This is a genomic window from Xanthomonas sp. NCPPB 2922 (assembly GCF_041520885.1).
Lineage (GTDB): Bacteria > Pseudomonadota > Gammaproteobacteria > Xanthomonadales > Xanthomonadaceae > Xanthomonas > Xanthomonas campestris.
Genome location: NZ_JBGOFY010000035.1, coordinates 15,175 through 29,851 on the forward strand (window position 1 = coordinate 15,175; position 14,677 = coordinate 29,851).

7 protein-coding genes are annotated in these 14,677 nt (G+C 63.9%); 4 read left to right on the top strand and 3 right to left on the bottom strand.

What is annotated here, in order from left to right:
* Positions 1-32: 32 nt before the first annotated feature.
* The 3 genes from ACD584_RS21195 to ACD584_RS21205 all read right to left on the bottom strand — a co-directional run bounded on the left by ACD584_RS21195 (position 33) and on the right by ACD584_RS21205 (position 10,489).
* Positions 33-179: a hypothetical protein gene (locus tag ACD584_RS21195; RefSeq protein ID WP_175611426.1), complete on the bottom strand. Its 147-nt coding sequence runs from the start codon at positions 177-179 to the stop codon at positions 33-35.
* Positions 176-8,833 carry a GH36-type glycosyl hydrolase domain-containing protein gene (locus ACD584_RS21200; RefSeq protein ID WP_076035664.1) on the bottom strand — a complete coding sequence of 2,886 codons (8,658 nt, stop codon included), beginning with the start codon at positions 8,831-8,833 and terminating at the stop codon, positions 176-178. The genes ACD584_RS21195 and ACD584_RS21200 overlap by 4 nt, the downstream gene beginning before the upstream one ends.
* A 330-nt stretch (positions 8,834-9,163) precedes the next feature.
* On the bottom strand, positions 9,164-10,489 hold the full coding sequence (locus ACD584_RS21205; protein ID WP_175611446.1) for a nitrogen regulation protein NR(II): 1,326 nt from the start codon (positions 10,487-10,489) through the stop codon (positions 9,164-9,166).
* A gap of 74 nt (positions 10,490-10,563) precedes the next feature.
* On the opposite strand from ACD584_RS21205, the gene ACD584_RS21210 reads away from it, so the two are divergent.
* The 4 genes from ACD584_RS21210 to ACD584_RS21225 all read left to right on the top strand — a co-directional run bounded on the left by ACD584_RS21210 (position 10,564) and on the right by ACD584_RS21225 (position 14,490).
* Positions 10,564-10,932 carry a response regulator gene (locus ACD584_RS21210; RefSeq protein WP_042596147.1) on the top strand — a complete coding sequence of 123 codons (369 nt, stop codon included), beginning with the start codon at positions 10,564-10,566 and terminating at the stop codon, positions 10,930-10,932.
* A gap of 660 nt (positions 10,933-11,592) precedes the next feature.
* Positions 11,593-11,901, top strand: coding sequence for a XapX domain-containing protein (locus ACD584_RS21215; RefSeq protein ID WP_076035663.1), 309 nt, complete (start codon positions 11,593-11,595; stop codon positions 11,899-11,901).
* Positions 11,902-12,201: 300 nt separating this feature from the next.
* Positions 12,202-13,092 (top strand): VOC family protein, encoded by an 891-nt coding sequence (locus ACD584_RS21220; RefSeq protein ID WP_076035662.1) that lies wholly within the window; start codon positions 12,202-12,204, stop codon positions 13,090-13,092.
* A 6-nt stretch (positions 13,093-13,098) separates the two neighbouring features.
* Positions 13,099-14,490: an alginate export family protein gene (locus tag ACD584_RS21225; protein WP_175611445.1), complete on the top strand. Its 1,392-nt coding sequence runs from the start codon at positions 13,099-13,101 to the stop codon at positions 14,488-14,490.
* Positions 14,491-14,677: the final 187 nt, after the last annotated feature.

Sequence of the window (14,677 nt, forward strand, 5' to 3'; positions counted from 1 at the left end):
CGCCCAGGCTGATGATGCAATCAGCCTGCATTTCAGTCGCTTAGGCGGCTTCTGGCCCTAGAGGTAATGATTCCCTGCCGACCCTCGAACTGGCTTGGATCGCGCACCCGCTGTGGCCATACGGCCAGCATCTTGCCCAGGTCGGACAGCTGGTGATCGGTATTGGTGCGGATGCTCATGTCGCGTCTCCCGGCCACTCCAGAGCGACAGCGTGGACCGCGCCGTCATCGATCAGGGTGAAAGCAAGCGCTGCCTGGGGTATTCCATCCACCTCCAGCCTGGCATCTCCGCCTTTACGCTGGGTGATGTCGATGACATAGGTGCTAGTGCCGTACCGATAACGCAGCTGGTAGCCCGGCCATGCGGCCGGAATGCACGGTGTGATCTGTAGACGCGTGCCGCGCCGCTGCAGACCGAGCAGGGATTCGGTCAGTAACCGATACATCCAGCCCGCTGCGCCGGTATACCAGCTCCAGCCGCCGCGACCGGTATGCGGGGCCACCGCGTAGACGTCGGCGGCCAGCACGTAAGGTTCGGCTTTGTAGCGCTGCACTGCCTGCGCATCCAGCGCATGGTAAATGGGGTTGATCAGCCCGGCGAGCTGCCAGGCCCGGGCGCTATCGCCAAGGTGCGCGAAGGCCATCGCCGCCCAGACCGCTGCATGGGTGTATTGCCCCCCGTTTTCGCGCACGCCGGGCACGTAACCGCGGATGTAGCCGGGGTCATGCCCGGTGCGATCGAATGGAGGCATCAACAACTTGACGACGCCTGCGTCCGCATCGACCAGCTGCTGGTGCATTGCATCCATGGCCTGCGCACTGCGTGCCGGATCCATCGCGCCGGATAACACCGACCAACTTTGCGACAGCGAATCGATGCGGCACTCGTCCGACGTATGCGACCCCAACGGCGTGCCGTCGTCGAACCAGGCGCGCCGATACCATTGCCCGTCCCAGGCATGCCGCTCCAGCGCAATACGCAGGGTCTGCGCGTGTGCTTGGCAGGTAGCGGCAAAGGCGTGGTCGCCGTGTTGCACCGCCACGGCAGAAAAACGCAGCAGTGTGTCATAGAGGAAGAACCCCAGCCACACGCTTTCGCCCTTCCCTTCCTTGCCGACGCGATTCATGCCGTCGTTCCAATCGCCGCTGCCGATCAACGGCAAACCACGCTCGCCCAGATGTGCCATGCCGCGTTGCAGTGCGAGCACGCCGTGCGCATAGAGCGACTGCAGCGCGCCCGTCACAGCAGGCAGGTCGTAATACGACTCTTCGTCGGCCTTGAGTGCACGCCCGTCAATAAAACCAACCAGTTCATCGAGCACGCCGCTGTCAGCGGTGGTGTCCAGGTAGCGGCAAATGGCTTGCGGCAACCACAAGAAGTCGTCCGAACACTGCGTGCGCACGCCGCGGTTCTGTGGCGGATGCCACCAATGCTGGACATCGCCTTGCGGAAACTGGCGCGCGGCGCTGCGCAGCAGGTGCGCGCGGCTGAGCTCTGGCTGCGCGTGCACCATCGCCATGCTGTCCTGTAACTGGTCGCGAAACCCGTAAGCGCCTCCGGATTGGTAATAGCCGCTGCGCGCCAGGAACCGGCAGGCAATGGTCTGATAGAGCAGCCAGCCGTTGGCCAACAGGTCCACTGCCGGGTCGGGCGTGGTCACCTGGACGGTGCCAAGCACCTGCTCCCAATGCGTGCGCACGGCAAGCAATGCCGCGTGTGCGGTGGCCACGCCACGACTGCGCCGCGCCACGTCCAGCGCCGCATCGCGGCTGCTGGCCGCGCCCAGCCGGAACACCGTCTCCATGCTCTGTCCGGCCTCCAGGGTCACCGGGATCTGGATCGCCGCACATGGGTCCAGCCCTGCGCCGACCCGCCCGGACAGCCGCTGCCGGGACAGCCCGGCTGGCGCCTGCATGTCGCCATTGCGGCCCAGGAACTCGCTGCGGTCGGCACTGATACTGCGGCTGGGCGCATCGGCATCGAAGAAGGCGACGCGGCCGTCGAACTCGGTGTTGTATGGATTGTGTGCAGTGAGCACGCTGGTTGCCAAATCCACCTCACTCACCACGTGCAGCTGCGAGCGCGTGCGGATGTCACCGAGTACCCATTCCACATAGCCAGTCACGCTAAGCCGACGCGCGCGGCCGGAGAGGTTCTTCAGCCGTAGATGGCTGAACTTGATGGGCTGCTCTACATCGACGAACACCCAGAGCTCGCTGGCAATGCCATGTTCGGTATGGCTATAGACGCTGTAGCCGAAGCCGTGGCGCACTGTATAACGCCCGCTGCCGCGGCACGGCAGCGCCATCGGCGACCACACCTGGCCAGTCTCCTCATCGCGCAGGTAGAACGCTTCGCCACAGGTATCGCCGACCGGGTCGTTATGCCAGGGCGTCAGCCGGAACTCATGCGCATTCTCGGCCCAGGTATAGCCGGGGCTGCTGTCGCTGACCACGGTGCCGAATTGCGCATTGGCCATCACGTTGCACCACGGCGCCGGCGTGGTCGTGCCCTCGTCCAGGGTGATGCAGTATTCGCGACCATCGACGGCAAACGCACCAAGGCCGTTGTCGAACAGCAGCTGGCCTGCCTCAGCCTGCGCGACTGCAACTTCCAGCACCGACGCGCTAGGCTGATCGGTGAGATCGGCCTGCTGCGGCAGATGTTCCAGCAGCGGCGGCTGCGCGCGCCGGCCGGCGAGGCGCTCCAACTGTGCGGCAAGCGTGCCGTTGGCGTCGCTGAGGATTGCACGTGCCACGGTTTGCAGCAGGATCCGGTCTTCCTGCGAGATGTGTTCGATGGCACGCACGAAAATGCCGCCTGGGCGGTCCAGCACATTGGCTTCCGGGTCGGCGGCGATCAGCCCCAGAATGGTGTCCTGTAGCTGTTGCCGGTAACCGGACTGGCTCTCGTTCCAGATCACCAGATCCGCGCGCAGCCCCTTGAGCCGCCAATACGCATGTGCCTGTACGAGCTGCTGCACCAGCTCCACATTGTCCGGGTCGGCGATGCGCAGCAGCACGATCGGCAGGTCGCCGGAAATGGCATGACTCCACAGCGCCGATTGTCCTCGATGGTTATGCAGCAAGACGTCGCTATCGGCGCGCAATTGCGGGTCGACGAAGAGCACGCGCGCGGCAAGCCGTTCGTAAAGCATCGCGTCTTCCAGCGAGGCGTTGATCTGTCGGCGCGTGACCTGGCTCTGTGTCAGTGCCAGATCGAACACGCGGTCAGCCAGGCGGCGGTCACGGTATTTGTCGATCAGTGCGCTGCACGCCTCGCGCTGGGTGCCAACGCCGTAGACCATGTCCACCTGCGCCTGCTGATCTGGCGCCAACGCGATGCGGCAACGGATAGCCACAATGGGGTCAAGCACCGAACCTGCGGCGCCGGACAACATGCCCTGCCCGCTCAATGCCGCTGGGTTGCGGGTGCTTCGGCCACGGCCGACGAACGCGGCCCGATCGGTCTCGTAGGAGATCGACGCCACATCTGCATCGTGGACGGCAACCAAATGCAGCATCCACGGCTGCGCTTCGTCATGTCCACGCGCGCGCCGCGTGCACAGCAGCGCCTGCTTGTCGGCCAGGATTTCGGTCTGCACGAACAAGTTACTGAACGCTGGGTGCGCTTCGTCGGAGGCGGCCGGTGCCAACACCACTTCGGCGTAGGTGGTGATTTCGATGACACGGGTCTGCCGTGACCGGTTGCGGATGCGCAGTCGCCGCAGCTCCACATCGTCCTCGGCGGAGATGGCGATTTCCAGATGGCTCTCGTAGCCCTGGTGGCTGCCTTTGAACTCGGCCTTTGCATCCGAAAAGATCGCCTCGTAGCGCTCCACCGGTACGCAGGTCGGCTGATGTGCGGCCGACCATGTAGCACCGCTGTCCACGTCGCGCAGATAGCAGAACGTGCCCCAATGATCGCGGGTACCGTCCTCGCGCCAGCGTGTGACGGCCATGTCGCGCGCGCGGCTGTAGCCACCGCCGGCGGAGGTCAGCATTCCGTGATAACGCCCATTGGAGAGCAGCTGCAGCGCCGGTTGCGGCAGGTCCGGATCGCGATAGATGCGCAACGCCATCCCCGCCTCGCTGGGCACTGGTCGATCTTCGGCGTCGGTCAATCCCTTGAGGTAAACACCGGCGCGCGGCGCGCGCTCCTGCAGCAGTAATGCCGTTGCCTGGCATTGTGGATCGGCCATGAAGCGGGCCTGCATGGGCGCATCACGCAGCACCTGGTCGAGCGCCAGCAGCGCCATGCCCTGATGGTGCGACATGAAAGAGCGCACCACCGCATGCTGGGTGCCACGCGGGACGCGCGCCGGCGTGTAATCAATCGCTTCGTAGAGACCGAATTGCCCGCCAAATCCCAACCCATGCAGCCGCTGCAGATTGCGACACGCCGCATCCGGTTCGACCATCAACGCCATTGCACTGGCGTAAGGCGCGATCACCAGATCCTGGCCCAGGCCGCGCTTGAGTCCGAGCCCAGGCACTCCAAAGGCGCGGTATTGGTAATTGCGCTGCGTATCCACCGTGTTGTAGCCGGATTCGGACACGCCCCAGGGCACATTGCGCGCCACGCCATACCGGATCTGCGCCTGCACTGCGCCGCGCATCGAGCGATGCAACAGCGTCTGCGGGTAGCTTGGCATCACCAGATCAGGCATCAGATACTCGAACATCGAGCCGCTCCACGACAGCAGCGTCGGCTCGCCGCCGGTATCGGTCAGCGTGCGCCCGAGGGCGAACCAGCTCTCCTGCGGCAACCTGCCTTGCGCAATCGCCACGAAGATTCCCAGACGCGCTTCCGAAGCGAGCAGATCGTAATTCCCCGCATCCAGGCGGCGCTCGTCGACGTTGTAGCCGATCGACAACAACTGCTGCGCGGGGCGATAAAGAAAGTCGTAGTCCATCTCCGCCAAGCGGCCTGCGATCTGCGCCAGCTGCTCCAGTTCCTGCAGACGTGTAGAGGCCCAGCGCTGCGTGCTGGGCGTACCATCGGTTGCGGCCAGCTGCCGCAGCGTTGCGACATGGCTGGTGTGCGCTACCGGCGCATCTGTCTCGGCATCGGCCTCTGCAGAGGTGCAATGGCTCAGCTCGGCCAGCACCGCCTCACAGGTGTCCATTAAACGCTGCAGCCAAGGATCGGGCGCATCGCTGCCGCGACCCTGATGTGCTGCCCGCATCAGTTGGCCTTGCGCCAGCAGCAGCTGCAATGTCGCTTTGGCTTGCAGTACCGTCGGCACCGGTAGCTCACGCACCCCATCCAGTGCGTGGGTCATTGCGACCAGAGCGGCACCGTCACCATCACCACGCGGCTGCTCGGCCAGCACGGCAACGGTGTCAGACAGCCCATCGAAGAGCGCTGAGTGCAGCAGCGGCGCATCTGCCAGCGCCAGCAGGCCCTGGCGCAGGGTCAGCAGATGCCCGGCAAGGTTGCCGCTGTCCACGGTGGACACGTAGCGTGGCGACAGCGGCGCCAGAGTTTCGGTGTCATACCAGTTGTAAAAATGCCCGCGATGACGCGGCAACCCTTCCAACGTGGTCAGCGTGTCGGTCACCCGCGCGATCACCCCGCCCATGGTCAGATAGCCCAGGTCGTAGGCGGCCAGGTTGGCGAGCAGGCCCAGGCCGATATTGGTCGGCGAGGTACGGCTGGCCACCATGGTCTCCGGATACTCCTGCACGTTGTCCGGCGGCAGCCAGTGATGCTGCGCCGTGCAATGGGTCTCGAAGAATGCCCAGGTGCGCCTTGCCAATCCGCCAAGAAACACGCGCTGTTCCTGCGACAGTTGTGCCACCGGCGCGGCGGGACGTTCGCCCAGCCACGCCATCAACCAAGGCGCTGCCATCCAGCTCAGCCCCATTGGCAACGCGGCCCACAACGCCCACGGAGCCAACCAGGCCACCGCTGCGACGACCAGCGCCGCGGTGCAGGCAGCGCCTGCCATGACCCGATGCTCTGCGTCGCCACTGCGCGCACCACGTTCCACCTCGCTGGACGGCGCCCACTGCAACAGATGGCGGTGGGTAACTGCCATGCGCACCAGCGAGCGCGCGATGGCTGCCAGCTGCAGTCCGGCTTCGAATGGCAGGCAGGCAAGCACCACGCCAATGCGCAGCATCGATTGACGCAGCCCCACCGCCACCTGGCGCGCATGATGGTGCCATGCCAATCCCTCAGGAGGATGGGCCAGCGCATACGCTGCCGAACACAGCCCTGGCAAGAGCCATAGCAGCAGCAACCAGAGCGTCCAGCGCACGGGTGTCGGCGATGCCAACCAACCGGTCAACAACAGGGCGAAGGCGGCCGGTGCCACCAGACTGCGGCGCAGGTTGTCCAGCAACTTGCCACGCGATAGCCACGACAGCGGATTAGGCGCATATCGGCCGTCGCGGTCAGGCACCCACGGCAGCAGCCACGGCAGTAATTGCCAGTCGCCGCGCACCCAGCGCGCACGGCGCTTGGCATCCGTGGCGTAGCGCTGTGGGTGGCGCTCGTACAGGCGCACATCGCTGAGCAGCCCGGCACGCACGTAACAGCCTTCCAGCAGGTCGTGGCTCAGCACGCGGTTGTCGGGGAAGCGACCGGCCAAGACCTGTTCAAAGGTCGCCACCGCGTAAATCCCCTTGCCGATGAACGAGCCTTCGCCAAACAGGTCCTGATACACATCCGACACCACACGTGTGTAGGGATCGATGCCTGGTTCGATGCCGAACATGCGTGCAAACCGCGACTCGCCCCCTTCGCTCATACCGGTGCCAAGGCCAGGCTGCAAAATGCCGTAGCCGGCTTCAACGCGTTGGCCGGTCGCGTCCAGGCGCGGCACGTTCAGTGGATGCGACATGGCACCCACCAGCGCACGGGCAGCATCCCTGGGCAACTGGGTGTCACTGTCCAGGGTGATCACATAGCGCACATGCACCAATGCGGTGACATCGCCTTGCACCTGCAGGAACTCGGTCGCAGCTTGCAGAGCCACGTCCTCGGCACATAGCAGCCGGTTGAGGGCTTCCAGCTTGCCGCGCTTTCGCTCTGCGCCCATCCAGCAGCGCTCGCCTGCATTCCACTGGCGTGCCCGGTGCAAGAGGAAGAATCGGTCGCCGTGCGCATCGGCATAGCGTTCGTTGAGCCGCTCGATGTGCTGCGCCGCGCGCGCTAGCAACGACGCGTCGGCCGGCAGCGATGCCTCTGGCGCATCCAGGAAATCGGTGAGCAGGGCGAAGTAGAGCTGTGCATCGCGATTGGCCAGCGCGTGCACCTCAAGCGCGGCAGCCAGCTCATCGATCGCCGCCGCGTTTGCCAGCATGCTGGGCATCACCACCAGTGTGCGGCAGTCCGGCGGAATGCCCAGGCGCAACTCCATGCGAGGCAATGGATGCGGACGCACCCACAGCGTTGCCACCCAGTTGACCAGCGCGATCCCCAGCTCGCTGGCGGCCAGCACCGCAAGGCCGGCGACAGACCACCACACAGCCGACGGCAAGGCCGGCAGCCATCGCATCAGGAGGCCGGCCCATAGCAGCGAGATCAGTGCAATCGGCACCAGATAGATTGGCAGCGGCACCCTGCGTGCCTGCGGCCGGTGCGAGATCGGCAACGCTTGCGCAGGCGTATGTGGCGCGCGCAGTGCTGCACGCAGCGTGGGTAGCCCCGCATCCACCAAGAAATAGCCCACATGTGCGGCGACCGAGCTCCGGTCGTCGGCCCGCATCGCCAGCTGCAACGCGACCTGTGCCACTTCTGTCTCGTCGCCGCGGATGTGCTGCGCCAGCGATTCCACTACGTGGCGGTAGGCATCCCGGGTCTGGAAATCCATGCGCGCATAGACGTCGGCGGGATCCTTGCGCAGGGTCTGCTCGACCAAACTCATGCTCTCGACGAATTCGCGCCAATCCATCTGATCCAGAAAACGCAGGCTTCCGATGCTGTTGCTGATCGACACCTGCTCGGCGGCTTGGCGCTGGCTCTCGGCATGCACCAAGCCCTCCACGCTGTGGCCTTCGCTGGCCAACCATTGCTCCACCCATGCACTGGCCATCGACAACACGGGGCCGCGGCCTTGGATACCACGGGTGAGCTCAGCCACGAATGCCCCGGTGGCGGGCGGCTGCGAGCGTGCCATGTCGGCCACGACGGCCACGACATCCTTGGGCTGCGCTGCAGCGGTGGCATTGAGCAACGCTGCCCACTGCGCGGCCAGATGGGTATCGCGTCCATCGTGCATGATGTCGTCGGCGATGCGGCGCACGTTGTCGATCAAGGCCAGCCGGAGCACGATTGGAACCGCCCATAGCTCGCCAAGTTTGAGCGGCGCGAGCTGTTGATAGGCAGCGATGAAGCGACTCAGCGTGATTGCGTCCACACGGCCATCGCCATGCGCAACAACCTGCAGCCCCAGCTCGTAGACACGCGGCAGGCCAGTCGCGGTTGTCGTCTGCAGACGCGGCAGTTGTCGGCTGTAGCCCGGCGGAAGATGCAGTCGCGCCAGGCGCATGTGCTCTTCAACCAGATAATAGTTGTCCAGCAACCACTCCCCGGCGGGATGCATGCGCACCCCCTCAGCAACCATCTGGCTCAGCTGCACTGCTGCACTGCCAAGCGCCCGTTGATTGCGTCTGAGCCCCGATAGCAGCAACTCCCGTGCCGGCCCTGTGTAGAGCACATGCGAGGTTGCCAGCGCACGTGCCAGACCCTCCATTTGTTCATCGCCGAGCAGGGCTGCGCTGGGAATTCCAGCATTACGCGCCGACTGTGTTGGTAGTGCTGCTGGTTGGATAATCGACTGCCACCAGAGAGAAAACGCAGAAGCCTTCCGTGGTGGAAGCATGGAGACAGGACCTGTGCGGCGTGAGCGCCGCTAGAGCCAGGATCATGCGCGCTAGCGCCAGGTGGCATGTGAAGGCTTCAGGACAGTGGCTGACATTGGGTCAGGCGCCAGAGGCATTCGCTTGCAGTGCCGTTGCGCGGGGCAGATCAGCCGGAGTGCGGGAGAGCTGTGCGATCTTGGTAAGCGATGTCCCGTTTCGAACCTTCGTGCATCGTTGTATCGCTCAACGGATCGACTCTGTGGTGGTGGCGCTCCCGTGCAGAACCCGGCCCGTAGTGCTTCCTTCCATCGAGGGAAAATACTGCACCATCAAAACCTGGCATCAAACACCTAGTCGGTTTGTTGGCCCGGCGCGCTGGCAGTATCGCCAGGGCGGCACTGCGTATCCGCCGCTGGGAAGCCCAGGATGAAACGAGCGCCATGGCCCGGCTCGGAATCGACATTGATGAATCCACCGGCTTGCCGAACCGCACCGTCAACCTGGGCCAACCCCAGTCCGGTGCCCTTGCCTAACGGCTTGGTGGTGAAGTACGCATCGAACAGCCGGTCACGCACATCAGGTGCAATGCCTTTGCCATTGTCCTGCACGGCAAGCGTGACGTATTCGCCTGCCGCACGATCGTCGGCGTCGGTGGCATCGCTCGTCGTCTGGTTGCCCAAGGTGATGCGAATGTGACCGCTTTCCGCGCAGGCATCGCGTGCGTTGATCACCAGGTTCAAGAGCGCGCGCTCCAACGAGTGCGCATCGGCCAGGACGAACCGCTTTGACGCTTCTTGATGTAATTCGACCGCAACAGTACTTCCCGCCGCCTGCTGCAGTAGCGGCATCAGGCGCTCCGCCAGGTCGCCCAGGTCTATGCACTCGGGGGCATAAGGATGGTGGCGCGCAAACCCCAACAAGCGCTGCGCCATGATCGAGCCTTTCTGCAGTGCGCTCTGTGCCATCCCCAGAAGCTGTTTGTCCTGGCCGATGACCGACGCGCGCGTCTGCACCATCTCGATGGCCGCGCCGGCCGTTTGCAGCACGTTGTTCAGGTCGTGCACGACGCCGGCCAGGAGCTGGCCGACGGCCTCTCCTTCCTGCGCACGCTCGGCGACCGCTTCGGCCAGCCGCTGCGCAGCGCGTGCGATGTCGAGCTCGCCTTCGATCTCCGGCGCCGAAGCATTTCTATAGCTTTGCAGTTCCTGGTCAATCGCGTCTGCAAGCTCGCTTTGCGGGCCCAGCAGCTCGGGCTGGGTGCGCAAGCTGTCATTGAGCGTGCGCAGCGCCTGCTGGGATTGGCGCCGTTCGGTGATATCGCGATTGACCGCCAGCACCGCCTCGACATGGCCGTCGGCAGCACGCAGCGGGTTTGTCGACACCAGCCAGAAGTGCCGGTGGCCATCGTCGGTGGTGCATTCGGCTTCAAACCGCTGCGACTCGCCACGCGCCGCCGCAGCGAGCGCCTCTTCGATCCTGGGCCTGAATTCCTCAGGCCACAGCGATGCCCACTGCTTGCCGATGACGGCCTCCGCATTGCGCGCCGCGACCCTGGCCAAGCCGTGCGAGTTGACGAATACCACGCGGCCATCGAGCGAAATTTCCTTGATGGAATCCAGCGATAGCTCGACCATTTGCCGATAACGATGGTCAGGAAAGTCTTGCATTGCGTTCATAGCTTACCAGTAGATCACGCAGCCTTCATTTGCGCGACGTATTGTTGCGAGTCGATCTGATGAAGTCCTGCCTCATGCCCGCTCCAATCGAACGGTTGATCCTTGTGGTCGACGATGATGCCGGCTTGCGCGAGATCGCCATGCTGCTGTTGGTAGACAAGGGCTACGGCGTTGTCGCCGCTGCTGATGCGCAAGAAGCACTCGAGCTGATCGATGCGCACCCTGCAATCGCGCTCCTGTTCACCGACCTTCAGATGCCCGGTCTCCTGGATGGGTATGGACTCATTGCCTACCTCCGGGCCGACGGCAATAACCTCCCGGCTATATTGACCTCGGGCCTGGGATCGTCACCGAAGGGCTTGCCGCCGCGCACGAGCTTCCTGAGCAAACCCTACACCTGCCGCAATCTCGTGCAGAACATCGAGGCGTTTGTCAGTCACTGATATCGAGGCGCGCGCTTCGTCGTTTGCAAATGCTGTGCGATGAATCTCTGTAGCGATGCATTGCCCGGAGTTAGTGTTGTTTCTATCCGCGCTCCTCACTTGGCGTGGATCGTGTGCTTGATCGAGCGCTACGCTTAGCTAAACCGAAAGCGACGTCACAGATGATGAGTAGATCCCGAATCAGAGACCTTTAGCAGAAACATTGCGCGGTCGTTGCACGATACGTTTGTCTGACAAGTATGGGCCCTGCTTGGTTCCAAGGCGCTCCGGCCACGCGCTGCGTAACGTACGGCGCATCCCCCGATCGGGGCATTGGGCACTGCCCCGACGCGGTGTTCTGGATTCGTCGCGCAGCGCCCAGCATGGACGACACCGCTGGTGTCGTGAGATGTCATGACCTGGTGGTCCCCCCTCCAGAGAGATCACGTCAATGACGTCGTCCGATTTTTCGCGCCACAGCCACGCGCTCGTTGGCCGCACCCTGTCCCTGCCCCCGCCCTTCGGCAAGGTAGGCGCGTTGTTCTTCGGTAGTACAAGCCCCGCGGCACAGAGGTACGCAGCGCGTGTTGCGCGCGAGTGTGGTGGCGATCGCCAGCAACGGCTGGCTGTTGCAGATGTCACGGCCAGTGCGCAGCGGACGCTCAAGCAGGGAGATGCGTGATGAAGCCTTATCTGCTTTCACTTGGCGCCGGCCTGCTAGTCGGTGTGATCTATAGCCTGCTCAACGTGCGCTCGCCAGCACCGCCGGTCATTGCGTTGATCGGGTTGCTCGGCATCCTGGTCGGCGAGCAGTTGCCCCCACTTGTGCGTCAGCTGACGACGCGCAGCCACAGCGAGACCTCGTGGATCGGCCATCAGGTCAAGCCGCATATGTTCGGCCACCTGCCCAAGGGCGAACGTGCACCGGCGGATGTGCTTTCTGCGCCGCCATTGCCGCCGCCCAGGCGTGACAACGAGCACGACACATAAGAGTGGCCGGTGCAGTTCGATCTGATGCACACCGTGCCGCCTGCGGTTGGCTACGGCCGCCGCAGTTCTAAAAACCGCGCAAGCGCATCGGTTAATCCGCCGAGTCGTTGCAGATCCACGCAGCACGCCAGAAAGCCACTGCACCCATTCGGGACCTTCCGACACAAGCACTCCTGCGATGAACAGCGTGCCGACCGGCAGACAGCGCAAGAACGCGTTTTCAATACGTCACCACTCGCCGCAACCGCTTCGATTGCACACCCCTGCAAGCAGCAGCGTCCTCACCCCAAAGGAATTCCCATGCGTCCGATTCTCACCCTGAGCCTGTCCGCCGCGCTGCTATTGAGCGCGCTCACTCCCGTGCTTGCCGGTGCCGCAGCGCCGGTGTCGGTTGGCCCGCAGTACGACACCACGCACGTCTACGTTGCACCTAACGATGTGGACGCATTCGTGCGCAGCTTCACCGCCACCTTCGGCGGGCAAAGTACGCGTCAGGTGATCGCGACTGTGACGCCAACCCCGAGTAGCACCAGCTCGCAATTGGTACAGACGCCGGCAGGCACGGTATCGTTGTTCGGGTTTCGTACGCCGGTGCCGCACCCGTTCGGCAACGAACGCACCGGCTACCTGGTCACCGACATACAGCAAGCAGTGAGCGCCGCGCGGGCGGCCGGCGCGGAAGTGCTGGTGGCGCCGTTCAAGGATCCCATTGGCATGGATGCGGTGATCGCCTGGCCGGGTGGCGTCGCCATGCAACTGTATTGGCACGACACCGCGCCGCACTACGCGCCGCTGGCCACGATCCCGGAGAACCGCGTGTATGTCTCACCGGATCGCGCCGATGCGTTCGTGAAAGCGTGGCTGCAGTTCTCGCATGGAAAGGTGCTGCGCGATGACCGCCATGCGGATGCAGCACTGATGGGCCGGCCAGGCGACACCTACCGCAGCATCGCAATCAGCTCCGGCTTCGGCGCACTGCAGGTACTGGTGACCGACGGCCACCTGCCCTATCCGTACGGCCACGAGCTCACCGGCTACGCAGTGGACGATCTGGAAGCAACGCTCGCGCGCGCCACCGCCTCTGGTGCCAAGGTGCTGGTGCCTGCCGTGGCGGGGTCGGGCCGGCATTCGGCGATGGTGGAATTTCCCGGCGGCTATGTCGCCGAGCTGCATGCCGATGCGCACTCCTGATCGCATATGTCGTTCCGCCTGACGTTGCTGTTACTGCTGTGCCCCTGCACCGATGCGTGGGCACAGTCATCCATTGATGCGACTGCCGCGATGCCTGCGCGCCCGGCCATCAAGTCGAACCGCTGGCAGGAGGACTGGTCGCCACTTGCCGATCCCGCGCTGCGTACCCAGCCGTTCGATCGGCTGAAATATGTGCCGCTTGGTGACGCAGCGTATGCGTCGTTCGGCATCAACCTGCGCGAGCGCTTCGAAAGCAACCACACGCCTGCGCTGGGCATCGGCCGCGAGAGTGACAGCTATCTGTTGCATCGCCTGCAAGTGCATGCAGACCTGCGCATTGGTGCGCATTGGCAGGTGTTTACCCAGCTGGAAGATGTACGCGCCGTGGACAAACGCCGCATCGGCCCGGCCGACGCCAACCGCACCGATCTACGCATGGCCTTCGTCGCTTACACCACGCCACTGGGCGCGGGCGACATGAAGGTACGCGTGGGACGGCAGGAGTTTGCATTCGACCTGCAGCGGTTTGTGTCATTGCGTGATGGCCCCAATGTGCGCCAGTCCTTCGATGCCGTGTGGATGAACTACGAGACCGGCCCGTGGCGCTGGATTGCCTTTGTCAGCCAGCCTGTGCAATACGCCGATGCGCGCAGTTTCGACGATGTCTCCAACCGGCATCTGCGCCTGGACACCGTGCGTGTGGAGCGCCACGTCCTGGGCACCGACGAACTGTCGCTGTATTACGCGCGCTATCAGCAGGATGACGCCAGCTTTCTGGATGCCGCTGGCGATGAGCGACGCGATATCCTCGATGTGCGCTTCGCAGGCGTGCAGCACGCACTGGACTGGGACCTGGAGGCAATGGGCCAACGCGGCAAGGTGGGCCGCAGCCGTGCGCGTGCCTGGGCGCTGGGCATCAAGGCTGGTTACACGCTACAAGACATCACACTGACGCCACGTTTTGGGCTGCAATTCGATACCGCCTCTGGCGACCGGCATCCCGACGACGACCAGCTTGAAACCTTCAACCCGCTGTTCCCGAATGGCTCGTACATCACCCTGGCCGGCTACACCGGCTACACCAACCTGCTGGTGATCAAACCGATGCTCACCATCAAGCCAACCGCCCAGCTCAGCCTCACCGCGGCACTGGGTTTGCAATGGCGCCAGAGCATCGCCGATGCGGTATACGTGCAGCCGGACATTCCACTGGCCGGCACAGCAGGTACCGGCACGCACTGGACGGGCCGTTACCTGCAGTTGCGTGGTGATTGGAAGCTGAGCACGCACCTGCAGACCGCCATCGAAGCGGTCCACTACCAGGCCGGCGAGACCGTGCATGCCGCCGGTGGCCGCGACAGCAACTACATTGGCTGCGAAATGAAGTTCATGTGGTAGCGCTGTTTGCATCGCCGGGGTCTCGGCTAGGCCTGCGCATGCCGGTTCCGGTGTCTCGGTGTTGTTAAGTGTGCAAATACTGTCTGCACTAAGCCGACTAATAGTGCTAAGAAGCGCTGCTTTTTGCTCGATTGGGTGGCCTGGCTGCGGTTCCGCTGCGCCCACCCAGTGACACCGAGAAACACTA

Coding starts and splice junctions, on each gene's coding strand:
- ACD584_RS21200 (WP_076035664.1), bottom strand. CDS start 8,833: ATGCTTCCACCACGGAAGGCTTCTGCGTTTTCTCTCTGGTGGCAGTCG.
- ACD584_RS21220 (WP_076035662.1), top strand. CDS start 12,202: ATGCGTCCGATTCTCACCCTGAGCCTGTCCGCCGCGCTGCTATTGAGC.
- ACD584_RS21210 (WP_042596147.1), top strand. CDS start 10,564: ATGCCCGCTCCAATCGAACGGTTGATCCTTGTGGTCGACGATGATGCC.
- ACD584_RS21225 (WP_175611445.1), top strand. CDS start 13,099: ATGTCGTTCCGCCTGACGTTGCTGTTACTGCTGTGCCCCTGCACCGAT.
- ACD584_RS21195 (WP_175611426.1), bottom strand. CDS start 179: ATGAGCATCCGCACCAATACCGATCACCAGCTGTCCGACCTGGGCAAG.
- ACD584_RS21205 (WP_175611446.1), bottom strand. CDS start 10,489: ATGAACGCAATGCAAGACTTTCCTGACCATCGTTATCGGCAAATGGTC.
- ACD584_RS21215 (WP_076035663.1), top strand. CDS start 11,593: ATGAAGCCTTATCTGCTTTCACTTGGCGCCGGCCTGCTAGTCGGTGTG.